The sequence below is a fragment of the Neorhizobium petrolearium genome, from assembly GCF_017873175.1.
Classification (GTDB): domain Bacteria; phylum Pseudomonadota; class Alphaproteobacteria; order Rhizobiales; family Rhizobiaceae; genus Neorhizobium; species Neorhizobium petrolearium.
Genome location: NZ_JAGGJW010000029.1, coordinates 1 through 26,149 on the forward strand (window position 1 = coordinate 1; position 26,149 = coordinate 26,149).

7 protein-coding genes and 2 pseudogenes are annotated in these 26,149 nt (G+C 58.1%); 3 read left to right on the forward strand and 6 right to left on the reverse strand.

Translation table 11 applies throughout. The features are described 5' to 3' along the window. The coding region (locus tag J2046_RS32095) for a site-specific integrase (RefSeq protein WP_210058735.1) at positions 1 to 685 on the forward strand (685 nt) is incomplete at its 5' end. 160 nt (positions 686 to 845) lie between these two features. Here J2046_RS32095 and J2046_RS32100 read toward each other — a convergent pair. Beyond that, a complete protein-coding gene (locus J2046_RS32100) occupies positions 846 to 2,618 on the reverse strand; it encodes a hypothetical protein (protein WP_210058737.1) in 1,773 nt (590 codons plus the stop codon). Between the two features lie 104 nt (positions 2,619 to 2,722). After that, positions 2,723 to 8,482, reverse strand: coding sequence for an ATP-binding protein (locus J2046_RS32105; protein WP_210058739.1), 5,760 nt, complete (start codon positions 8,480 to 8,482; stop codon positions 2,723 to 2,725). A 147-nt stretch (positions 8,483 to 8,629) separates the two neighbouring features. Here J2046_RS32105 and J2046_RS32110 point away from each other — a divergent pair. After that, positions 8,630 to 9,568: pseudogene (locus J2046_RS32110) on the forward strand (tyrosine-type recombinase/integrase); the annotation flags it as partial. A gap of 294 nt (positions 9,569 to 9,862) precedes the next feature. On the opposite strand, the gene J2046_RS32115 reads toward J2046_RS32110, so the two are convergent. Further along, positions 9,863 to 10,999 carry a C40 family peptidase gene (locus J2046_RS32115; protein ID WP_210058741.1) on the reverse strand — a complete coding sequence of 379 codons (1,137 nt, stop codon included), beginning with the start codon at positions 10,997 to 10,999 and terminating at the stop codon, positions 9,863 to 9,865. A gap of 184 nt (positions 11,000 to 11,183) precedes the next feature. Here J2046_RS32115 and J2046_RS34050 point away from each other — a divergent pair. Further along, positions 11,184 to 11,324 (forward strand): annotated as a pseudogene (locus J2046_RS34050) (site-specific integrase); the annotation flags it as partial. 76 nt (positions 11,325 to 11,400) lie between these two features. Here the strand turns inward: J2046_RS34050 and J2046_RS32120 are convergent. The 3 genes from J2046_RS32120 to J2046_RS32130 all read right to left on the reverse strand — a co-directional run bounded on the left by J2046_RS32120 (position 11,401) and on the right by J2046_RS32130 (position 26,027). Further along, positions 11,401 to 12,180 (reverse strand): hypothetical protein, encoded by a 780-nt coding sequence (locus tag J2046_RS32120; RefSeq protein ID WP_210058742.1) that lies wholly within the window; start codon positions 12,178 to 12,180, stop codon positions 11,401 to 11,403. A gap of 151 nt (positions 12,181 to 12,331) precedes the next feature. Beyond that, positions 12,332 to 19,279, reverse strand: coding sequence for a hypothetical protein (locus tag J2046_RS32125; protein WP_210058743.1), 6,948 nt, complete (start codon positions 19,277 to 19,279; stop codon positions 12,332 to 12,334). A gap of 16 nt (positions 19,280 to 19,295) precedes the next feature. Then, positions 19,296 to 26,027 (reverse strand): AAA family ATPase, encoded by a 6,732-nt coding sequence (locus J2046_RS32130; protein ID WP_210058744.1) that lies wholly within the window; start codon positions 26,025 to 26,027, stop codon positions 19,296 to 19,298. Positions 26,028 to 26,149 lie beyond the last annotated feature (122 nt).

Sequence of the window (26,149 nt, forward strand, 5' to 3'; positions counted from 1 at the left end):
CGACAACGACTATCGCAACACCTCCCCTCGCCGCTTCCGCATTCCTTACAATCCTGCTTCGGGTATTCCAACGGAACCCAAGGTCCAGGGAACTCGCTGGCTTAGCGAAGACGAGTTCGTACGGCTCTATCGCTGGCTTGAATGCCCGGACACCCCTGTTCATCCCTCCTACCCCCGCGCTGTGCAGCTCATCATGCTGACAGGCCAACGCGTCGAGGAAATCGCTCGCCTGCATGTCGACCAGTGGGATGCGAAGGAGCGGATCATTGACTGGTCGAAGACCAAGAATCTTCAGCCGCACGCCGTCCCGGTTCCATCGCTTGCGGCCGAGCTCATCGAATCGATCAAGCCGAACGCATACGGCTGGTTTTTCCCATCAGCGAAGGATCCATCGAAGCCTGTCAGCCACGCCACGCTTTACAGCTTCGTCTGGCGCCAGCGTGATCGCGGCGTCATCCCGCACGCCACGAACCGGGATCTCCGCCGAACGTTCAAGACGCTCGCCGGCAAGGCGGGCGTTTCGAAAGAAATTCGTGATCGGCTTCAGAACCATGCCCTCCAGGATGTCAGTTCGAAGAATTACGACCGCTGGAATTACATGCCAGAGAAGCGAGCCGGCATGGCGAAGTGGGATAAGTTCGTGCGAGCGATGCTGGCTCGGAAGCCGCTGAAGACCGCAGCATGACCAAGAATACAGACATTTGCGACATGCTTTGAGGAAGTTACGCGAAAGCGGGAGTGCAAACGTTTCGGGCTGTCATCACTCCTTGCGGCGAAGTCATCCCTCGTCACCTACATGGTAGTCGACCATACAACCAGCCTGTTGAATAAGCCCGCTGTCACCTCTAGCTGTCGCCAGGTTGGCCATCGATTGCTAAGTCACCGTAAAGCAATCCGATTAGATCATTGGCAGTCGGGGCCGCCTCCGATAAGGGGTTCGCTGTAGTCGGGACCGAAGCACCGGCCTTCCATGCTGTCATCAGATCGTCCGAAACTTCGATCAAATATTTAGCGTCCTGCTCATCGTATACCGCCTCCGTATGCGCATAGGGATTGCGCACATGTTGCACGAGCTTTGACTGGATCCTGGCAACCTTTGTCTGGTCGGACAATATTGTGTCGGGGCCTTTGCCCCGGATCGCGGCTGAAACGACGACAAGGAGCGCTGTCAAGTCCAGCTTTGTTCCAACCTCGGGCACCCTAAATTTTCCTGGGCCAGCGAAGAAATCCGCGTACGGCAAGCTCGGATCGAGCTCTGGAGCAGAGGTATATCTGATGCCGCATCTCGCGGCGGCGATAGCCTGCATAATCGCCTCAGGGACCGTAGCCAACGCTTTGACTTTCGCAGTTGGAGACGCAAGACGTTTCGCCTTTTGAATAAAGGCCGATACTAAGAAGATGAGTAGTTTCTCGTGTAACGGATCGCCCGCTAGCACCGTCAATTTGTCGAGTTGCACCCTCTCGCCCTTGCTAAAGGCCGCAGCGATCATCTTGGAGTATGTCTCGAGCTGACGAGCCCAATCTCTGACGTTCCGAGGTGCATACTCGCTTGCCGCCACCAGGGTGGCACTCCCTCCCACGCGGCCCCACTCAACGGACAGCATCCCGTTATCAACACCCTTACCAAGCGTGGCGAGCAAGTTGACTACATCTGCGAAGCATTTCAGACGTGGATGGCCGTGACGCATTCCAGACAGGCATGCGGCGGCACGATCATATTCCCTTGCGTGCAGCGCCTCCATCGAAAGCTCGTACGCCCTCCATTCGGGCTGACCATTCATGATAGCCCAACGCGCCAAAATGGGCGTGGAAGCCACCGGTCCCGTGTCGGTTTCCTTGACTACGAATGCCCTCAGGGCATTTGATTGTAGCAAGCTCTGGTCGGCGAGCGTGAGTGCGCCCAGTCCCAACCGGGCAAGTATCTCTCCCGGTCCATCCATTATCTCGGAAAACGACCGCTTCATGAATGTGGCTACGTGATCGCCTAAGCTCGCCAACGTCGCACCGATCACGTCGTCCCCACCCCGCAGTTTGGCCTCGATAAGACGTTCGTAAAAGAGATCCGGTCCACCGCCCAATTGATGGAGTTTGTGCGCATCCCCTGCCTTAAGACCGCGTAAGGTCGCACCTGCCACAAAATCGTCCTTGCTGAGCGGCGTTGGAACCGCTCTGTCGTGGTTATCCCCGTATGAAGAGCTGACGAAGGCGGATGTCGGGGCCATTTGCTTTCGCATTTGCGCGTACGAAATGGGTGAAATGGCAATCGTGGTTATCTGGAACTCATGCTCCAATGATCGAAGAGTCGATAGCGTCGATAACAGGTGATCGTCCACGATATCCACGAATGCATGAAACCGCTCTATGATGAGTATCGGATAGACACCCATCTCCAAGGCCAGTTCCACGAGCGCAAGTAAGTAGTCGCTTGGATCCTCCAATCCTCCAGCATCCAAAGTGACGGCGCATGCCCTTCCCAAGAGGAGGCCGATGCGTTTCACGAAATGCCTGCTTGATGAGGTTGTGTCCGGGGAAATTCGAAGAACCACCGGCCGCGTATTGGAGAATTTTCCCGGAACAACGAATGACATTTCCATGGCCTGCTTGAGTAGGTCAGCCAACCTTGGCTCGGAGATCCCATGAGGAGATAAAACCAGGAAAGACCTACCGGGGGACGCTTTCCAGGTGGACGTCGCCCGCTCGATGAACCAATCGCAATTCGATCTCATATCGTTGCTCTCTGATGACGCAGGGTAAATTCACCCCATTGCTTCGGAGCACGAAAACCTTCCGCGAAGATCGGAATTTTGAAGCGATACTCGCCGGGTCTCGGGATTTCCAGGATGCCGATCTCTGCCAGATCCACCAGATGCTGGCGCCATACGTCCTTATCCCTCACGCCAAGCAACGTTTGATCGAGGATGAAGCCAACGTTGGCCTCGGGCGCCATCAATGAAGTCGAATTCGCTACCCGGTAGAGAAGCATCCACAGGAGGTCTGGCTCAGGCTCAGGCCGAAGCCCCAGCATATGCTCCAAAGGTTCCAGTATCTCGTAGGCCTTGAACGGTAAGGTCACGCCATCATCGAGAACGAGCGCTTGAACAGCGCGTCGCACGTCCGTTTTGGTTGCCCGTCCGCTACGTACGAGTGCCGCGGTCGCCGCCCCCAGCTGCCACATGAACAGCGGCATCCCAGCGGAGATCTGCGCGGCGTACTCTATCGCGGCCTGATCAAACTGCACGAAGGGCTTAACTCTTTGGGGCGCGATGATGTGGGAGCAATCGCCAAAATCCTCCAAGCCTTGGAGGTTGATGGAGAAGCAGCTTCCAAAGAATGCGTTCTTGTATTCCCTCGCGAAAACATCGATGTGATTGCTTCCGGACAAAACTATCCCGATGTTCTCGGATGCCTGTGATACCTCCCGCAGGCTTTGCAGGAATTGCTCGAGCTCCGTGCGCTTCGTGCCTCCTGCTTGATAGGGAACGACAAGAGTTTCGGCTTCGTCAACTAGGTAAATGATGCGCTTGCTTGCTCCTCCCAACCACTCGAGAAGCTTCTCACTCAGATAAACGAGTGATTCCGCGAAGCTATCCTTGTCGTAGCACTCTTGCAGCTTCGCCCGAACCGCGTGCCAGTCGCAACACAACTTCGATTGAAGCTTGGCGACGACGTCGTGATTTTTATCGCCAAGCGAAACTCGCTTCGCGAGAACGTTCACTATCGCCGAGAACATAGTACTCGACACGTCCTTGTTCTTGTCCATAAAAGCCGATCGTTTTTCAGCGATCGAAAGGTAAACAGTGACAGCATTGGGGCCATTCGGTTGCTTATACGACTTGTGGAATTCTTGAAGAAGCGAGGTTTTGCCCACGCGCCGCATGCCCGTGAGCAGAACTGGACTAGGTTTTTTACTCGAAACAAGGACGGTCCGAAGCTGCTCGATCTCCGTTAGGCGGCCTATGAACTCCTCGTCCTTCGCGGGCTGACTTCCAACCCCTGGATAGATCTCCCAGAGCGACGAGTTGTCGAGCGAATGGCCGCCTCCCCGTCCGCGTTCCTGCTGGGATACTTGGCATGCGATGTCCGTGTGTATGACGTCGCCGGTGAGGGTCTTGGCTCCAACGCGCATGCGGAGCAACTCCCGGACTGGCACCGAGCCAGCTTTCGTCCAGCTAGCACCTAGCTTCATCGGTACTAAATAATCCGCAGCAAAATACACAGGCTGCTTCGTGAGATCCATTCGTCTGCTGCCATCGGCGAAGGTGACATCATCCTCCTGGAAAAGCGTTACGCTCAGCACCTCCGGCACCAAGCCACGAGGCTCTATGGTTATAGGCAACTCAACGCGCGTTGGGCGCCCGTTCTCGAGTCGGAACGAAAGCTGCTCATCGGTCGTGGCGATCAACTTGGGCTGTTCCACCGTGTGCGCGGATGGCAGACCTCGAATGAAATTGCGGAACGGCCCGGCCTTCGCCTGTTGGGCGGTCTGCGCCGCGAGCGACTGAGCCACGGGGACGAGGTCACCACGGGTTACCGCTACCGACCTGATCTCGAAAAGTTGCTCCAGCTTGTCGCGCAAAGGCGGTTCATGCTTCTGCGCCAGCTTGAGCACCAGCTCAGAGGAGCGCTCGTAAAGGAAAAACAGCAGTGGCGTGCGAATAGCTTGGGGTTCACCTGTATTCGTCGCGGCATCCCAAAGTTTCTCGGCCAGCTCCATACCAAGGCTGCCTTTGAGCAAGTTTTCCACCGCTCGTCGACCGTTGCCGGAAAGTTGCGAGATATTCTTGACTGCGTCGGGGCGGTTCACCAAGACATCCGCCCACGGGCCGCCGTCGGGTTTGCGCCGAAGTTCCAGGGCAACACAGACGATCCGGTAAGCGATCTCGGCGCGAATGGCCCGAGGAATGAAACGCAACTCGTCCGATGACAACAATGAACTTACTTCCGCTACTTCACTCGAAATCTGCGGGGTCGAGCCTTCATCAGCGGCGATGATCAACCTAGCCAGCTCGGCGAAGTAATGCGAATGCTCAACCGTCGGACTGGCGGCCGTCAGTTCAAGGATTGTTTCCCATTCCTGACCGATCATCGCCTCTCCGACCTTGGACATCCAGGTCGAGGCCAACGTCCTGTCGGAACCGACCTCCTCGGAAGTGCCCTTGGCCGGGAATGCTTCTTCCGGCTCATCCACGTCGATCAGGTCGCCATCGAGGGCGGGCGAACTTTCCGCGGACTCATTTGCGAATACTTCTCCGATCTCGGTTAGACGCGCTATGCAGTTGATCGGCTCACCCGAGGACCCAATGATGTCCGAGATCTCGTAGACGCGCTCCAAAACGCCATCCGGTTCCTCGTCTCCATTGGCGTTCAGCGTCCGAGCGATCTCGATGAAGAATTTAAGATACCATCGTATGAGAATTGGGAGCGCATTTTTGGCTGCGAGGGAAAAAGCCGGGGACGACTCGATCCAGGTACGGAGCTTGGAGGCGGACGGCTCAAGCATTTCCGAAAACAAATCGGCTGTCCTTGACGGCAACCAAGTATCCGGGTCTTTTATCAGATCTTCAAATACTGCTAGTTCGGCGGCCACTTCGGATATAACATTCGATGTGCTCGCGAAAGTACTCTCCGCTAATAGTATATGAGTTCGATTAGGTGTCCGCCGCTTGAGTTCCTCGGTCCATTGGAGTTCGAGGTCGTAGATGGGAGACCGGTCCTCGAAGACCGTAACGCCAGCTTTTAAAAGAAGCCTGGTGAGTTGTCCGCGCCTGCTGGAGTCCGACTCGCTTTCCAACGCTGGCCGCTCCAGCGATTGAGCCTCATACAACATCAGCTCCGCGTGATCGCCGCGCTCGCGAGCCGCGTCAAAGTCAAGGTTTTCGATGGCTTCCTGGACTTGATCCAATATGGAGCCGTCGGCGAAATCCAACTCCTTGGCCAGAGCGCGAAGGAGCCGCAGGCGCTCCAACGCCTCACCCTTCTGGCCACTTGTTTCCTTGCTCAGTAAACCTAGAAGAGACTGGACGTCGACCTGATCGCCGAACTCCTGTATCGTGGAAAGGGCGCTCGCATACTTTCCGTTCACTATCAATTGGGTGACGATTTCATCCTTCGTGGGCAAACGATCTTGGGAAAGCCACCATAATAGGGCGCAGGTCACCTCCAAGCCGGTGAGGCGTCGGTCGTCATGGAATTCCGCCAGTTCGAGATAAACGCGAGCCCAGTGACTATCAGAATCGCCCCACTCCCTCGTGAAAAATGGCTCGGCGTCGCCGATGAGGGTGAGATACTCGGATGGCGACTCCATTCCCGTGAGCATCAAGTGAACGTTCGCCTCGAACCACTCGATCGATCCAGCGGCGCCGGATCTGCGAAGCTGCGCCAAAAGCCTTTCCAGCTTTCGGCGAAATGCGACGTGTCGCGAGCCGAGTTTCCCGCCCCCGCCACCCTCGCTCGTCAAACGCTCTAGAAAGACAGCGCCTTGCGACATGTAACGCTCAAGCTGACTACGATGACGCCCCTCAACCCTCCCTCCCACGGTTCGGGATACCGTGGCGATGATCTCCTCAACCGCTTTTCCCGATTTCACGTCGGCGAGTGTGCTCGCCATCACTGTTAGATTAGGCCTCAATGGCAAGCATAGCGGCGCAAAGAGAACGTCACGCGCCGTCTCGCGAAGCTTTCTATAGATCCCAGTCATCATGATCGGCGTATTAGTGAATTGCTTCAGGGCACCGAAGGTGTCCTGAGTGCTAGCAGGCCCCGCGAGAACACCCCGCAGGTCGTCCACGCTGCTCACGATGTCGAGGTGTTCACTGAGCAAAAGGGATAGCTCATGTACCGTCCGTCCGACCACGTTCACGTCGCTAAGGCCCGATGCGGGGTCGGACACCTGTGCTAGGGGTCCAAAGAAGACCGCGTCCCGGAATTTCTCCAGGGCCATCACCCTCCGCACAATCGGCTCGCCGTCGAATGCCGAAGTTGCGGAGTCAAGAAAGCGAAGGAGATCGCGGCGAACCGTCGTTTCCTTACCGGCGAGCAGCCGAATCTCGTAGGCGGCTTCGTCACCATTCTTCTCGCTCATCAATCTCAGCAGAATGGACCTCAACGGAAGCATGCTATCCGCAGGGAAAGCTGCGCCGAGGGCTGCTATCTCCTCCGTGCTCAGTTCTTGCAGCCAGCCCTGAATAAGCGACCCCGAAGGTTGCCTGCGACAATATTCCCTGACCTCATGTCCAAACCGTGCACGAAATTCCTGCTTTCTCAAATGGTGAGCGGCCAAAACGGCCAGTTGTCCAACGTCGTCGATTGTCGCGGCCTGGCTACCGAGATCCTCACGCCATGCATCGAGGACCGCCGGGCCGATGACCGCGTTTGCCTCCACGAGTGATCGGACACGGTCCGCCTGCCTGAGACGCTCGCTAATGGACCCAGCGGGCAGCACGATCCCCGACGCCACCAGGCCGACCTGCTTGGCACTTTCGGCAAGCAGCCGCTCCGTCTCCCGCGAGCACTCCTCCGTTAGTGCCTTGACGGCCGCGCGAGCTGCCCTGACCTGGGTCACGAACCTGATTGCTTCCTCGTAGTCGCGATCATTGAGCTCGGATAGCTTTGAAATATCCCCTATCGCGCAGGATGCTAGTTCCAGCTCAGCCAGTTTGAAATCAGCTTCCGATTGGTCGAGCTTGTCCAGCAGCGCCTGGGATCTCTCGCCAATCGAAAGCGTTGCGGGAACCGACGGAGGTGCAACTGCATCGTCAAGGTGTGGAGGCGCAAACTCATGTCGAGCGACAGGGAGGGACTCGATCGTGGCCGACGTTTCAAGATGCCGGAAATATTCGCTACCGTGAGCGGCGGCCTCGTTAAAAAGGGCCAACGCATCGTCCACAGAGAGCTTGGCTGCCATCAACACGACGATCTGGGCAAACAGCTCGCCGCGCGCATTGCAGGGCCACTGATCAGACGGTCCGGCACCCCGAAGACGGGCCGCCGTCAGGAAGTATCGTTCCCCTGAACCAGTCGCGACGTCGCATAGATTGAATATCCAGTCCCGGACGGCGACATTCTCGGCATCCGCCAAGAGCGCGCCCCACAGCAGGCTAGCCATATCCTGATTTATACGCGTCCGCGCAACATTGGGCTGCATTCGGCCAAAACGCGGGGTCTCACGCTGCTTTTGCAGTTCAAGTTCGAAGATACGGGACCTTGCGCGTGGATGGTCGCATACGGCACGCACAAGCAGTTGGTCTTGATCAGATCCCTCAAGGGTATCATTCGCAACGGTGAGCTTACGATAGTTTGGTAAGACGCGCTTCAAGAAAACCTTTAAGGCTTTCCGCACGACGACCGCCGAAGTATCGGTCTTTAGCGGGAGCGCCGAAAAGAAAGCTCTTTTCAGAAAAGCTTCCGACAAAATCCTGTAAGGCCATGGGCCTTCCGGATTGATTGGCCATTCAGCCTCGAAAACACTATCGATCTTGCTCATGATGCGCCCGAATCTTTTAGTCCCAACAATACTCAAAACCGATCTTCTAGCCATTGCAATCCCAACGTGCGTTAAGGCGGAGTCGCCCACTGCGGAATGGGTGCGAATAGCGAAATTGATCGCGTAACGACGCGATATCTGCGCCAGCGTCCTGCCACGCTTGCACCGTCGCACCGGGGTCGAGCAATCAAAAACCTCGCAATCGGGAAGCCGTCCTGGAAGGAAACGGAAAAGGGCCTCAACAGAATCGCCGACACGCTTGGACGCAATCGGCTTGCTCGCGATATTGAGGCTGAGGAACTTGTAGAACTGATCCGGCCGATCTACGAGCGCGGCGCTCGATCGAAGGCGGACCAGGTTCGAGGCTACATTCATGCGGCCTACAGCTGGGGAATGAAGTCGACAACGACTATCGCAACACCTCCCCTCGCCGCTTCCGCATTCCTTACAATCCTGCTTCGGGTATTCCAACGGAACCCAAGGTCCAGGGAACTCGCTGGCTTAGCGAAGACGAGTTCGTACGGCTCTATCGCTGGCTTGAATGCCCGGACACCCCTGTTCATCCCCCCCTACCCCCGCGCTGTGCAGCTCATCATGCTGACCGGCCAACGCGTCGAGGAAATCGCTCGCCTGCATGTCGACCAGTGGGATGCGAAAGAGCGGATCATTGACTGGTCGAAGACCAAGAACCTTCAGCCACACGCCGTCCCAGTTCCATCGCTTGCGGCCGAGCTGATCGAGTCGATCAAGCCGAACGAGCACGGCTGGTACTTTCCCTCGGCGAAGGATCCCTCCATCCCAGTCAGCCATGCAACGCTTTACAGCTTTGTCTGGCGCCAGCGTGATCGCGGCGTCATCCCGCATGCTACAAATCGCGATCTGCGTCGGACGTTCAAGACGCTCGCCGGCAAGGCGGGCGTCCCGAAGGAGATCCGTGATCGGCTTCAGAATCATGCCCTCCAGGATGTCAGTTCGAAGAATTACGACCGCTGGAATTATATGCCAGAGAAGCGCGCAGGCATGGCGAAGTGGGATAAGTTCGTGCGAGCGATGCTGGCTCGGAATTGGCTGAAGACCGCAGCTTGACGCAAGAATGCAGATACTCCGGCCTTATTAAAGAATTTACGCGAATACGGGACGTGACGGCTCCTCGCGGCGGAATAATTTCCTATCGACTAGACGGTCGTGGATCATTCAACCGGCCTGTTTCCCGGGCACGCTGACTGCTAACGTGTTAATCGCTCTCTGTCGGTCCATGACTGACTTGGGCCGTCAGCCGACTTGCAGCTGGCGACACCGCAGACTGTCAAAGCAATCATTGTTCGTGCAGTCGGTGACATGGCTGCTTCGTTGGCTGACCGGCGCATCTACGTGGATAGATCACGCTTCGCGTTTACTTAGTTCTGCATTGAGATGCTTGACCGTCACCTCCAACAAACAAAGAGCATTTTCGAGCGCTGTTCCTAAGTTTTCCAGATGCCTATCCCACACGCCGAGGATTTCGAGCGGGATGTTTTCTCGCAGCGCCGTTCCCGCCGCGCGTTCCCCTTCCACGTCACCCAGGCGTATTTCCCATTTTTGCTTGAGGAATTCGTAGTTCGCGATTGTTGCCTTAAGAACGTCAAGTCGCAGTTCCGAATAGGCGACCCCGTTTATCGTCCCAGCTTCGTCACCCTCAATGTTAGACGTGTACGCTAATGTTAGTGCCGCGAAGCCACTCTTCTCGAGCTGCTTGCTGACCTTACCGTCGACAGACATCTGCCGCTCAGCATCTTCGTCCAACATGATAATTTGCAGAACGTCGTCCAGCGTCGCCGGCTTCGCCAGGCCAAAGTCCGCCATCAGCTTCTGGATATCCGTCAGAATATGTCTTCGGGCAGCCGTGTAGCGTTGGAATGGGGAGTCGCGACTATGGCCGTCGAGGACATCGACGCGCGTGTCCCAAGACGGAAGATCAACGATTGTCTTGTGGGACACATCTTCCAGATAGGGGGATTTGAGAAGGTCGCCCGGATGAATCTCATGTGGCCTAAGGCCCGGGCATAATTCGAGCCCCACGTCGTCATAAGACTGTGAGACCAGATAAGAGCAAAAAAAGCCCTTCTCTCTAGCTGGCAGCCATAATCCGGTCCGCGCTCCCAGTCTGCGTAGCATCTTGAACGCTGACATCACCGCGCCCGGCGTCCAGTAGTCGAGCTGACGGTATTTCTCAACAGCCGTTGATGCCTTGGCAGCTAAGGCTTCCGCTTCTTCCGTGGGTCTCAATCGATAGACGGCTACGTTCGATTTCGATGTTATGCCGAACCGGAAGTAATTGAAATTGATCACCCCGTAGTCGGCCGCTTCCAGGAAGTTCAATTCACCTCTGTAAATCGCGGCGTGACTGAACGGGCTACCGGTGGCAGTCCGGATGGCTTTTGATTCGCGTCCCTCTGGATCGGTGCTAAACAGGATGTCACCGGGCATAAGGTTAGCCAGCTTGAATTTGCTTACAGCTTTATAGTTATCGGTCGCCATGTCACGCCTACCCATCCGTTCCCACACTGTATGTGTTCCGGCACGGCGCTTGACCCTACCATAGGCGTCCGACGCCGACCCCCGGTGTGACTAAAAATATTCTACACAAACCCCGAGTGGTGGGGCGCACAGCCAGGATCAGTCTTCGGCGCCGAAAGGGGGCAAACTTCAGTGTTGAATCACAAAAAATCACGCCCTACAGGACGTCAGCTCGAAGCATTGCGATCGTTGGTACTACATGTCCGAAAAGCGAGTCGGAGTATCGAAATCGGATAAGTTCGTGCGCGCAATGTTAGATAAGAAGAGAACGAAGTCCGCAGCCTGATACCGCATTTCTCCGATGGTTACCGAGATTTTCGCGTGAAATACATGAGCAAAAACATGGAGACCGACAGTATTCGTTAGTGTCCATCGTCAGACCAGTGCGGCGGATCACCGGAGAAGGTTGCTTTGATGACGGCGTAAGTGGCGCCGACGACGGCCAAGTCGGTGTTCATGCCAGTGCGTGGCGTAGTCGTTATGGAAGTCGAAGTGCCATTGTTGTCAACAATCGCCAGGGTTCCGGTCCAACTGATCGTCATGTCGATCGCCGTACCGTCAGAATGCTTGGTTGGATACGCGGGCTTAGCGACGATCTGATAGCCGTCCACCATGTCTTGAGCGGCCTGTCGCGACGCAGCAAGGGTGCCATGCACCCACTCGATATCGACGCCCGCAAGAGCTGGAACGTTCGCCGGGTCGATCTCTTTCTTCGCAATGCGCCATGAATAGTGCATCAGATATGCGCGCTCTACTGGTCGAAGCGTGGTACCTATTGAGACCGTGGCCCCGGCAGAGCGCATCGCCGCTATAAAAGAATTCACCCCCGTCCGGAATGCGGCATCCAAATCGGAAGTCGAGGTGCTTCCAGGAAACTGGTTAACCCAATTCGCCCCGCTTGGGGTCTTAGCAAAGATCCCGATGCGCCCGTCGACAAATGCGTGGCATACGCCCTCAAGCTTGCGCCGTAACGCCACGCTGTTTGCTGGAGCTCCTCCCGCCAACTCAAGACGAGAGAGAACCTCTAGCGCCTGCAAGGCTTGCGTTACGATTGCCAACCCGTCGGGCCTGGCATCGCTAGATTGGTTCTCCAGCGTTAGAATCGCTTTGCGAGATACTGACTTCTTCTGTCTCTCTGGCATTTGCTTCCTCTCCGTTTTGTCCGATCTCACGATTCGGATACCTAGTTTTTTTGACTAAACGTCTCGAAGGCGACGGCAGGTGATTGAACCTTCCGCAAGTCCGCCTCGCATGTTGCGGTTTTAGCGCGAGTTGGCATTCGTATCCTCCATTTTAGAGCTCCTCTGCTGTCTCCAGAGCCTTTTCACGCCTTATCCGATCGCCGTCCGACCGATGCCCTCGAGCTCCATCACTGCGGAGCGGAACCGGGGGCGATACGGCAATAATGCGTGCCTCTGCTTCCGGGGCCATCGTCATCGATTCTGGTCGGAGAGCGACCGAGGCATCAGTCTGATCCGAACTGAAAAGCCAATCGAAATCAAACTCGAGGTGACTGCCGCTCAGCATCGAAACGTCCGCCCATATCTCGCCACCGACGCCTTGAACTTCGACGGCGAGAAGGAGACCTGGGCTGCGCTTTGCATTTTGCGCCGTTACCGATGTGGGATCAGGCAGATCGAACTCCTTGGACAAGGTCCCGTCGTCGTGCAATGTCCGGTAATGCCAGCTCAGTTTCCTGCCATCGGTCCGCAGCGCTATTAGCAATCCGCGGATCGGTACGTTGGATCTGATTTTGCTGCAGTTGATCGGGCCGGATTTGTCAGGCGTCAGATCGCGCAGATCGTGTTTGCCGCTGGCTTCTTCTTCGGAACCGGGCAGTGCCAACGAGATTTCGGCAGTCGTAATCTTCTCCCGTTGCGAGGCGGTCGCGGCAAAGCGGACGAAGAAGCTCAGATCGGAGAGATCGCCACCTTTGCCTATCGCTTCTCGATCGAAATAGCCGGTCGCGAGCTGTCTCAGTTGGTAGACCTCTGCAGCGGTCACCGGCGCGCAGTAGACTATCGCGGCGGGCGTTTCGATTTCGACGATACGCACTCGAAGATCGGCACCTCCTTTCGCCAAAGGCGGCAAATCGATTGTGTTGCCCAAAATCGTCCTAGCCCCGGCATAACGCTCGATGGTGCGTCCGGGCCCTTCAAGAATTTTGGTGAAGAGTGCCGTTAGATGCCGATGCACGTTGAGAGGTGCTTCCGACTCGGCACTCTTGACCGGTCGCAACCAAATAGGCGAGGCGGAACCCCGCTCCACAAATCTGAGCGGCGTGCCGTCATCGGTGAAATCGACTGCGATCTGATCCGCAGCAAAGGCGGTCATCTCACCGGAGGCCGTGCGCGCAGCGATCACGGTGAAGTCGCGACCGGTCCGCGTCCAGGTGCGTGCTGTGGATGGACTCGCTCCAACCCTGTACCATGCGGCCTCGCCGCTGCCTTTTGGAAGTATGAGCTTGAGATCTCCGGTGGGCACGCCCAGACCTGGCGACCAATCGATGCTGGCCAGCATTGCGGGAAGATTGTTTAGCCCCCTGGAAACATCGGCATATCCGTCCGGAACGGCAAAAACCGAGAGCGAAAACCGGCCAGGTTCCAGCGGCAGATGTAAAATGGCAAGTTTCGCGGCATGCACCTTCAGCGCGCCGCTCAAGAGGAGCGGATCTTTATCTAGGGCCACGGTTGGATCGATAGCCTTGCGGTATGCAGCGACGGACCACTTCCTGCCGTCACCCGCAATTCTCAAAACATTGCGCGGCGGATAGGAGCTTTTAGGATCGCGTTGAGAATGAATGAGCTCAATTGCTTCGACTGTCGGTAGCTCGATCCACCACGCGGCTCCTGCCGAATGGGGCTCGGTCCGTTCTTCTTCAGACGCAAGCCAGCGATGATCGAGATATCGCCGCGTCGCAAGGGCCAGAAAATGTTCTTCCAGGCCACCGGGCATCGTTCCGTCGGCGCGGAGCATATTGAAGGGGTGGAGCACAACTGCAGAATTCGGGAAAGCCGGCTTCGGGGCAGATGCCTGATCGAAAGTGAGACCAACCGGTCCCTCGGCCACGAGGATCATCCCGCGAGCATCTCCTTCATCGAGCGGATAATAATCCAGTCGGCCATCGGGGCCGATCTCTCGCCGGATGTCTCTCGGTTCTACCTTTTCTTCCGGCGCAGGACGGCGTTTGTCCTTCGATTGCGTCGTCGGAAAACCATACCCGACCCCAGTTGAGACCTCGAAGCTTACGCGATCGGCGAGGCCGCCGTAGTTGAAGGGTCGTTCCTCCATGATCGCAAGAATCGGCGGCGGTGCCTTTCCGTGGGCGCCCGTCACCTGATCGACAGGCTGCGTGAGCGGTATAAGAGCTCGCAACGGCGGCCGAGAAAGCCCGATATGATCTCGATCCCCGAGCACCACGGCGCGGATCCAGGATTCCGGTGTGTCGTCCGCTCCGTTCCTCGCCTCCTCGTCGGCACTGATCCAGCAATTCACTGCGCGGTGAGCCCACGGATTCATCGCGCCGGCGTATCGGGAGCGGAGGATAAGGCGGTGGCGGAACATGGTCGCGGAGGGCTTCTCCCATTCGAATGTCTGCAACACGGCGTCGGCTGGAAGCGGCGACACGACCATGGACCGCCGCTCAGCATCTTCATCGTCGCGATCGAAAAAGGCTTCGGCCTCGAACCCGTGCAGGCGATCCGCGTCATCGGCGAACCTGATACGCCGGATGGAGCCTCCTGACCCCCTCTTTCCAGCACTCTTACGCGGATCAATCCAATTGTAGACCGGGCGCCCAGAAAAGTTCCAGCGTTGTGTGCGCAACTCGGCAGACCCGACTTGCCGCCACTTCCACCCTTCGGCGGCCGTGCCGATTTCGGCGGCGCTTGCGACCAGATCGTATTTTCTTGAACTGCCGATGGGTCGCGTCTGTACCACCTCCGCGGCGAGTTGCCGCCACGCAGCCGGGAGGTTCTGCCACGGCTCGGTCGGTTGGGCGTGAACAAACTCGCCCAAAACCGCCTCGACCTTGATTGCAGCGCCTTCGAACAGATAATGCCCGTCGCGCTTTCCCACGGCGAGCTGTACGATGCGCGCATCAAACGGAGCCAGGCCTGCGGAACTCGGGTCGTCGATCAGTTGCTCGGCGACCATTGGCCTGATGGTCAAACGCCCGGACATCCCATGGGGTATCGTCACCTCGACGGCCGTGGAATTCCGCCGAACGCTAAACTGGGTGCCCTCGCTGCGCACCTCAAGGTCGAACTCATAGTTCACCAACAGGCTTTCGAGAAACTTCGCATAGCTGTCAGCGACCTCGTCATGCAGCTTGCCCTGCAGTTTGCTGATCGCCGCCCTATGGGTCGAGCTTATGTCCCCAAGCGAGGGCACGTCCACATCGTCCGCAGCCGGCCGCTTGTCCGCAGCGAGTTGAGGGAGCGTCGCCGCAAGGCCGTCGAGCGGCGTGAACTCGATCCTCAATTTCGAAACTGCCGGATCGGGCATCCGTTCGAGTGCCTTGCCAAGGCGCTCGTCGCGGTGGCGGGCAGTGTAGATCGCCAGCAGTTGTTCGCGCAACGCATCCGAAATTCCAGATGCTGAACGCAGGGCTGGATTGTTGAGCCAGCGCATGAAATCCAGAAAACCCACGCGAGGCATGGTGACCTTTGCGCGGAGCGGATCGCTGATGTCTCGCTTCCACACGCCCTGATCACTATCAGCAACCATGAGCAAGGCATCACCATCCGCCCTTGAATTGATCCCTCTGCCGGAACTGCGTGCCGGATCGGCAAGGGTTATCGCACTCTTCCCGTCGGAAGTCGCATGGAGCCGCAGCCAGATGCGCTTGCTAGCATCGATTTTTTCGGACGGTATCTCGACTGCCGTCGCGGCTCGCCCATTGAACTGAGGCGCAAATCGATAGCTCCATTTACCTGGAGCGGTTTCAAATCGGATAATGTCAAAACGCAGTTGCGCTTCAGCGAAACTGCCCGCGACCCTGTGCTTGAAGACAATTGAAACCGGATCGACGGTGAGGCCTGCACTCGCCTCGCTCATCACTGCAATTTCAAAGTCCCCCGTGTCACCCCACCAGGCGAGGTCCGCCAGTTCAATCATTGCGTCTTCGCTGGCATCGAAAGGCAGTTGGACGATGCCCCGCCCCCCGGAATCGCGAAAGACGTCAATGAACGTTGACGTCGCATTCTTCGGCCCTGAGAGAACGGCTGTCCCCACGCGAGGGTAGTCACGGATCAATGGATGAACATCATCGATCGCCGCACCGATCCGCTCACGGCCGCGAACGGCCTCAACGATGCTTGTTTGGCCGACAGCAGTGCGCCTGAAGTAGTCGAACGTCTGCTTATATTTTTTGTCGGGTTCATGGGTCAAGAACGGCGTGTCGGCAGGGCGCCAAGGGCGTTCCTGCTTTTCTCGCAGGTCATAGGGCAGTACGCCGCCTTTTGTGATGACATGCCCCACGACTGTGAAACGCGAGCCATATGCGAGACTAGGAAGCCTGGCAAAGTATTTCCAAGGTTCCATGTTTCGGATTTGTGGCTCCGGAACATCGGCGACCACGAACGGCTCCAAGGAGTCTCCGATGGGGTCGATCGGCCGCGCTAACGCATCGAACCCGGAATAGGCGAAGGGCAGGCCCTCATATTCGACGTGAAGCAGACGCATACCGTCGACCTCGGCCGTTCGTTGCGGCAGGATCGTCGGCCAATCGGACTCGAGAGCCCCGCCTGCCACCTTGAGTTCGGCAAGGCCGGCATAGGCCCAGCTATCCTCTTTCTCGTGGCCCCCTTCCCAGTGGCTGCGGCACAGGACCACGCCGACACCGTTGAAGCGGTTGGCGAAATCATCGAGGTCGCTGGTATCCTGGTCGACGGCGATCGTGATCGGTAGAGGTATGGGAGCCGAGTCTGGCACGAAGCGGTGGCCCGTCATGTCCGACTGGAATGTCCCAGCTATTTCCACGAGCGCAGCGTCGAGGGCAGAGATGATGTTCTTGCGTTCGTCGCCTGCTGACGACAAGGGATCGGCCTTGCTCGGACGAAGGGCGGAAATCACGGCATCGAGGGAACCCTGGGCCGAAATCGACATCAGCCGTCGACTGAAGAACAACGAACTCTCCAGGCGCCTGATCAGCGCTCCTTCCGGCGACGTCTCCGAGAAGATGCTGAAGGGCAATGTCATGAGGTTGACTGCATATACCGCGCTCGCCGCCTGCCGTGTCGCCTCAGCCCCGTTGAAAGACTGGTCGAGCACCGCCTTGAAACCCGCGACGGCTTCAGCAATTTTTTCGACCTGCTCCGGCGCCGGAACGGCCCAGAGCCTGGCGGCGATTAACTCGGCGGCGCCGCGAACCTTCTCCGTCTCGGAGGCCGGATCCGGCTTCCCGGCAACGCGCAGGATCAGCGACCATAACAGTCGCTCGATGCCGTTTTCCGACTGGAGCTGGTCGGTAAGCTCGCCAATTTCCACCATCGCGGCATCCCGAAGCGGTGCAAGCAAGCCCGTGTCAAGGTCATTGAACTGCGTCGTGTCGGCGTCGGCGGAAAGACCAAGATGCTTTCGGGCGAACGCGAGCTTGTGGGTTTCGAAATTCGAATCGAATTCTGCAAGCTGGACGAAATCGGCCAAGATCCCGGTCTCGTCGAATGCGGCTGAACCTGCGGCAAATTTCTTGTTCCAGCCAGTCAACTCGGCAACAAGCGTTGCATATTCACCAAGAGCGCTGCCAAAAGACAGAGACGGATAGAGAACATTCCGAAGTTCCCTTATCAACAATGTTGGGTCGAGGAACTCCGAGGTCGGCAGGTCCTCGATCGCGCTCTCCAGCCGCACGACCAGTTCCCCCAGAAGGGGGCCTGCCCGATTGTTGGATCCGTCGACGACAGGCTGGTTTGGTCGCCAGGTTCCAAACAGAGCGAGTTGCACGGTATCGAGCGATGCGTTGATTGCGCTGGCGAATTGCCATGCCAATCGGCGCAGCATGACATTGATGGGAAATCGCTCTGCTGTCGGCAACTCCAGGAGATCAAGCGTGAGGATGGCCGGCATCGCCCATAGCTGCGAGGCGGCTTGCCGTTCAACCAGCCGCTTGTTGCGGGCCAGAACCGCCGGGTCGCCGTTCGGCGCGCGGAAATAGCCGGTTGTTACGTCCAGGAGGCTTGTCTCGTCGACGGTCATCGCCCGAGGGGTATGCGTGCGCGCCGCATAAACGCTTCGCGCACCAATCGGCGTTATCAGATCGGTTTCGAAGAACAGAGAATTGCGACGCCGGGGGAATGTCTCAATCGAAATGCCGCCGGCGCCAACGTCTATGGCAGCTTCGTACACCTCCTCAGGCCCACGGTCATCGTTCGCGTCCTTGTCGCGAGCAAACGGGAGGATGACGGTAGCTTCAATCAGCGCCGCGCGAAGTATTTCGCACGAAAGCTTTTCCAACTCGTCAGGCTTGAGCTGAAGTCTGTCAAGCACCCGGAACTCATCACACCCCCTTAACGCATCACCCAGGTCGCAACGCCAAAGATCGAGCCTGTTGTCATTGAGGTGATTGAACCAGCAGCGGCCGAGATATTCGATACCCTGGTCAAGAATTGGGCTGTATTTGCCTAGGCGCACGAAAAGAGCCTTGAGTTTGGCAATAATGTTTCTGAGGATGATCTGGGAATCATATGGCCCGGAGAAAAAAGCCCGCTTGTGGAAGCGCAACAGGGCGACGATCCCACTCTCATGAGGCGCATGCGCCGCGGCGGCAGCGGCGCCTTGCTGCAGATGCACGACGTGGGGGTGGTCCGCGGTCGTCATCACTTCGTCCCCGGCTGGCAGAGACTGGCCGAAGCCTTCGAGCTCGCGACAGGCCTGCGGCGATCTTCGGTCCAGCCATGCGCGATAACCGTCTGAAGTTCGCCCGCTGCGGGCAGTGATGATCTCCTGGGACCGATCTGGCCGAAGCCAAACGTCCTGGCCCTGATTCACGATTCTCAGGCCGCCGCGGGCTAGAAAGTCCGCGTCGTTATAGACACGATATGGGCAGTAAGAGGTGCGATCCGAGAGCTTCAAAAGCTGCGTCAAGAGCGCGCCTGCCTCGTCGTCCTTTCGCACTTCATCGAAATCGTTGGCGCCATATGTGAAGTCATAGGCCAGTCTGACCGAGAACGTGACGTAGTCCTTGCTCTCATCGAACCACTCCGGCTCGATTTCGACTTGGGTGACAATGGTGATGGGCATTGGCCTCTCCTGGAATCTAGGCTGTGGCTGCGATCAGCTTCTTTGCCTTTTTGAGGTCTTCGTCGGCGCTGGATTGAACGTTGGTGACGGTCTTGGTGCTGCTCTGGCCGTCACGCATGACGTAGCGAACGTTGGCACGTGCGGTAATCTTGAAGAACCTGGAGATGCGGATGGTGACGGTCAGCGCCCCGTAGGCATCGATTTGGCCGGAATCCCGATAGGACAGCCGCAGCATCAGGCCGATATAGGCGTTGGCTATGTTGAAGATGTTGACGTTGCCGAGGATAACAAGGACCAGCGAGACGCCGAGACCGCCTCCCGATGATCCGATCAGCTTGCGGTAGGTCAGCGCCGCGCTCAGCGAGATCGAAACCGATCCGACTATGCCTGCGAAGGCGAAACCAAGCGAGGCGGATGCTCCGGCGGCCGCCTCGACGACGACAAGGAGTTCTCCTCCGCCTTTCGAAAATGGCCGGTACTGGGTTTCGACCCAGATGTAGCCGGTTCCTCCCAGAATGAAGATTGAAAAAATGAACGGCAGGTCCGGCCGCGACAACGAAAACCGATCGGCAATCATGAACTCGGGATAGGCGATCAGCTGAAACTTGTTGTTGATCTGGATATTCGTTACGCCGCTCGTACCGTACATCAGATCGATCGGCGGCATTGCGAACTCATGCTCGATGCCGATCGGAATTCCGTTCTGTTTGATCAGATTGAGGCCGCCGACCTCATCAGGGAAAATCGATCCCAAGGTGTCTTGAATGAAACGGAATATTTCGTTGAGCTTGATGTTCTTCGGGTCGAAGTCGACCTTTAGCCCGTCGTCCTGGGAGTAGTTCACTGCCACTTTGTCAAGCCGGACCATCGATTGCCCGGATACGACCGCATCGATGTTAGTGTGTAAGGTCGCGCTGCCGGTCTGCTTGACTGTGTCGCTGTCCTTCGACGCCTCGATCATCACCTGGCCGACAAAACGGCTGTCGACAAAGTCCAGTTTGAAGGGACCAACTGCGAAAAGCGACCTGCGACCGGGAAGAGGCAGGTTGATGTCGATCCGCACCCAGGCACGCATCGCCTTTTTGTCAAAATCGTTGGTGACCTTGATCGCGTCCCGGGCACCCGGCGGCATTCCGGAATAACGCCAGAGGTCTCGAAGCTTCAAGGCACCGAAAGAATCGCAGATGCGGCCGACGCCATACTCAGAAAGGTCCGGAGCGCGAAGGCCGTTGCCGATCTGCTCGAAAGGAAAGTTCAGGCCGATCGCTTTGAACTGGTCGCCGATCCTTGAAAACCAGGCTTCGGCCGGAGTTGTGTCGATCAGGTCGTTGACGGCGTCGTAGTAATAACCGAGACGCTCGCGGGCAAAGTCGAGACCCGGCAAGTCGGGCACCGAAGCGGCCGCGGCGGCCAGCTTAAGGACGTTGCTTGGGGCAGCCATAATGCCGCCCTTGGTGATGTTGCCAGCAGCATCGAGCACACGCTCGCCGTACGCTTCGGCCATTTCGTGGGATCGCGTCAAATCATTGGCGATTTTGCGAAAGTCTGCTTCCAACCTCTGGGCCGCAGCCATGAGCGCACCGGCGTCAGACAGGAGCGGAGCAAGGCGGTCATCGAGTTGCTTGAGCTGTTTGGCGATTTCGTTTTTGACATGGTCGGCAAGATCCCCTGCCGCATCCGAGAGGTATTGTTGGGCGTCCTTGATGGTTGTCGCGAGGCTTGCGCAGGCGTCCTGGACCGTCTCCATGATGTCGACGGCGTCGGCGTCCAGTTCGTTCAGGCCTTGCTCGAACGCTGCCGCCAGCCGGTTGAGCTGAGATCGAAGGTCGGCAACGGCCGGCACGGTGTTGATACGATCGGGCAGCGGCTTGAGGAGCTCGAAGAGGGTCGGCCGTACGACCTTTGCAACGATGATCTCATGTAGGATGTTGGATGGGGCGAGTTTGGCTGCGGCGGTGCTCAATCCGTCGCTGATATCCTCGCCGATATCTCCGATGAGCTCGAACCCGTCGTTGATCGCCTCCTCCAGAACGGCAGCGCGAGCATTGATTTCCAGGCATATCGTGACGACGATGAGGTCGGCAGCCTTCGTAAAGGTGCTGACTTCAGCGAGCGCTTTTGTCGCCGCATTTCCCACGAAACCAGCGACCACGCTGAGCGCAGCGTTTGCTTCATCGAGCAACGCCTGATCGACAAGCGCAAGAAGGTCCAGAATGAAAGCGCTCGCGTCCCGCACGAGGCGGTCGACCTCGCCCGATAGATCCTCCACCGCAAGATGTGCGGCGCCGAGAAGCGCCTCCGCGTTTTGCTGATTCGTTGTGACGGACGCCTGAAATGCGCCAAGCCTGTCCTGAGCGGCGCGTACGACAGCCTTCAACCGATCGCATGTGGATAGCAGCGCCGCGATGGCATCAAGGTGATCTTGCCTCCGTAATTTGGGTTTGATCGCCTCGAGTTTTGCGATCACGGCATCGATTTGCCCGCCACCGGAGGGCTGTGCCAGGACGCCCAGCGCCGCGGCCGCCGCGGCCCCTCTGTCCTTCAGCAGGGTCGCCAGTCCCTTCAGGTTCCTGCCGAGTTTGTCTTTTTCAGCAACCAGATCCTTCAGCCAGCGGGCGAGAAAATCGCTGAGCTGCTGCGCCAGATCGTCGGTTTGGACGATGAGCCGAGCCCGTGCGTCGTCCATTTCGGATTGAAGATTGTGTGCGTAGCGATCAGCGCAATCGGCGACCTTGTTGTGAAATTCGTCCAGTCGGGAGGTCGACCAGGGTTTCGACCGATCGTAGGATTGAGAGAACTCGGTGATCTGGGTGCGGGCTCCTTGTGCGGCCCGCTGAAATGCCAGTTGAAGTTCGCGGACGATCGCGCGAGCGCCGTCGATGCTTGCAGCGACACTGGCAATCTCCTTGCCGGCCTCATCGAACAGGGGCGTTAGCGCCTTTTCGATCTCCTCTGTGAGGGTCACGATCAGACTTTGCTTGTCGGCGTCAAATCCGGAATCGTCAGCCAGTGCATCGTCATATTCCGCATGCCAGGAGCGCATTTGTTCGATGAGTAAAAGCTTCTTGCGCCGGATCCCTCCGATGAGATCGCCGGCAAGTTCCTCGCACCGCGCCTTGCCGTTGCCGATCAAGTCCTCGACCGACTTGAGCTTGAGGGTATCGTTGATGCCGGACGACCTTACGAGGTCATCGAGAATTTGTGTGTGACCGGAGGTGTCGCCGAGCGTCGTCTTGAACTGTCTTGCCGCCTGAAGGACCTGAACCGGGTCCCCTGTTTCAACAGCCTTTCGGAAGTCGCTGAAATGCGTCCATATCGTTCCAAAGGCGGTTCCCACATCGCCTTGCGGCTCACCCCCCTTCTTCCAGTATTTACGGGTCGTATTCGGCGATCCGACGCTGGTCGCGGCGTTGAGAAAGTCATTGAGGATGGCAGGCGGCGCGGCCGCCGTCCTGGCGGCGCGCGTGAAGGTGATTGTTTCGAGGCCGGCATAGAGGGGTTTCTCGGCCCGCTCTGCATTCATTGCCGTTCGATGTGCAGCCGGCGCGAGCAGCCATGTAAACTGATGATAGCCCCGCGGCAGCCGGGGCGCGGGGGGCTGAGACCTCGCGTCGGAACCGGGGCCAGCAACTTCGCTCAGCGCCTTCCCGACATGCCTGGGGAATGGCAGATTGGTGAAATCGATGCCAAGCGTTGCCGGCCAACTATTCGTATCCGCATTGTTGGTTTTGGTATCGGTATAAAAAAACAGGTTGTGCGGGTTAAGGCATTCCTGTGTGACGTTGGCGCGGTCGCCTTCGCCTTCGGCCTTACTGACGAACCCGGCCATTGGACGGGGATAGACCTGGGGGCGCAGCGCTGCGGCGTGCGGGTTCCAAAGCGGAATCATCCAGCCGTAATCCCCGACGTCTCGGCTCCAGGCGCTATCGACCGGTATGATCTTGTCGAACTTGAGCGCTTCCAGGAACCCTACCGTTCTCGGGGATACGTCATCGAAGTCCGGGTAGGTTCGGCAGCGCTCCAGAAATTCGATATACTCGCTGACCTTTCGCAGGACCGGACGACGTGTACGCTGCTTGATACCCCCTTCGGGGGTAAATTGTGCGCTCGGATTGACAGTCCGTTCGTAAACCACGACGTGTTTGGCGCGGTTCCACCAAGCGCCAACGCGGCCGAGAACCTCGACCTGCTGGCGCTGGATGAAACCGTTTCGTGTCTCGCTGATGATCGCAACAATGCCGTTGCGGAATTCTGCACGCTGGTCGGCATCGCCGCCGATCGGAGACAGAGCAATGTTCTCGATATGCCCACCCGTCGATGCGGGTTCGCGCAGCAGGGATTCGTAGACATTCTTGGACTCGATCGGCCATAGTGCGCCGCCGCTCAACCCTTTCGCGTGAAGTCGCGGCGAAGAGGGCCCGGGAAAGAGCTGGTTCGGCACCTCGACCGGAGAATGCTCAAGGATCGCGACCGCCGGGCGATGAAGCGCTGTGGATCGCAGAGCGAAGGCAGCACCCTCCCGAAAATGCGAAGACGCGATCGTCTTCTGCTCGGCTGTTCCGCGGTTCCAGATCTCAAGCCGCTCGGGCCGGCGTGCGATAGCCGTCGACAGACTTTTCCATCGCTGGCCATAGGTCGCATCGATGCGCGAGGCCCGCGGAGCGCCCGGCGGTCGTCCGGTGAGAGCCTCGATTTCCGCGACTCTTGCACGGGCCGCCGGCCCCTTCTCGCGTGACGGATCGACGCTGACCATCAGGCCGTAGAGGAACTCGCCTCGGAAACCAGCAAGCTCAGCCCCGATGCCGAAGTCGCCCTGTTGACGGAAAATATCGCGCGCCGCCCATTCGGGGTCAAAATAGCCGCGCTCAAGATCGCTGGGTGAAACCCAGAGCTCCGCGGAGGGAGTGAGGCGAAACTCGACGTTGCGGTACCGCAGTTCGGCCGCACGACCGACCTCCTTGCGCGGGAACGGCCAGTTTGCGTCGGCCGAGCCCGGCTCCGGATCGACGATCTCGAGCCGACGCGGTTTGTCGGCGCTCTCACCTATCGACTGCGGAGGCAGCGCGTATTGATAGGTCCGCGATGTCACCTTGAGCTGCCAGCGTCGGCTATCGCTGTCATAGACGGCAACGTCCGCCGTTTGCTGATCACCACGCTCGGACAGCGGCTCGGAATAGAGCTTGATGACCGAGAACGGCTCGGTTCCAAGAAGAACATACTCACCGCGCCGCGTCACAGCCGCGGTGGTTTTTGCGGACCGGGTTCTCTTGCGGCCTGCAGCGCCTGCGACAGCGCCGTCGCTCAGGGCGTTCTGGGTCAGCACGTTCAGATCTATATCGCTAAGAGTAGCAAGCAGTCGGCGATCCCGCCTGGGACCGATGATCTCTCGCGCGGTGAGGAGAAAGACCCTCTCCTGCCCCTCTGCCTCATGAAGATTGACAAGTATCGGGGTTGCAGCGCCGTTGCGATCGCCTCTTTCGACATCGACGCCTACAGGTGCCGCGGCCTCAAATCCCAAACGAAGGTTCACATCGACGTCTGTCTTGACCCAGTCGGTCGAAGTGGAGGGTTTGGGTGCCAGCGCTCCTGTTCCAAACCGGAGGTGACTGTAGAATGGCGAATCATCGCCGTCCGTGTGGAGCAACGACTTGGGCTGCGTTTGCGGCGAGCCTTGATCGATCGTCCTGGCAAAGCTGATGCCGCCTAGCCGGCCAAAAAACTGACGGTTGCTGGTCTCGGCAACCGGCTCCAGGCGGAAATTGAACAGGTAGGGATCGGCGTTCGACGCCAGCACCTGCGGGTCATGCGCCAACCGAAACGTGACATCGTCGCGACCGCCTGAAGACCAGGTAAGGAAGGAGGGCAAGGCTGCCGCTATTTCGATGGGTTTGTCGGGGCCCTTGTCGGAAAGATCAACGTCGGACAGGCTCATGCGGAAACCGTCCAGCGGCCTTCCTGCAGTCGCCACTGTCCACAGATCATCGGTTGGCTGCTCTGCCAGATGGCGACTGTAAAGGGCGAGCGGGACGGGGGTTAGCTGAAGCGCCGGTGTGAATTTCGGAAGAAACGACTGCGGCTGATCGGGTTCCGTATCATGAAGACTGGCCGTTGCCGCATCCATCGACGCCGATGCGGCTGCCAAAACATAGGTTATCGCGCTGTCGTCGCGCTGGCGCCACGCCAGGCGCGTCCTCACCTCCATGATCCTTGTCCAGTCGTTGCTTGCCGGCGCGGCAGAAAGCGAAGAATGGACTTCGAGAAGCGCAGCGTCGGTCTTGAAGAGATCGTCACCTCCCGGCTGCGGTTCAGTCCCCGGTAACGCAAAACGAAATCCCGTTGCGTCAGCGCTGATTGCTTTGCCAGGTTTCAGCGCGCCGGGACTCTTGACGCCGAAATCAACGAGCCAAGCCCGGATGCGACCATCAGTGTCATGTGGATTCGGGCCGATGGTAAGCGCGAGTTTTGCCGAGCCCTTTTCGGGGCCGATGTCGACCGCAGGAAATCCGGACAGCTCGCGTCCAATACCGGGAAGGACGAGAGCGTCCCTGATCGGTTCGAGCAGCTTCGCGCGATCGCTTTTGGAAACTGCAGCGCTGCCGTGGATGTAACCAGCGTCAACGATCACCGCGACAGGAGAACCGCTTGAATCCCATCCGTTCAGCGCAGTTTCGTCGGCGACCGGCCAGCTTTCTTTCGTCAATGTCTTGAGACTGTATGTCAGCGAAAGGACGACGGGGGGCGGCGACATAAGATTTTCTGATCGGGCCGATAGCGCTGTCGGCACTATGAGCTCGATCCGCAGATCGCCCTTCTTGTTGAACGACAATCGGCTACTGATCGTCGTCCTTCGACCTTTTTCCTTTTTCCTGA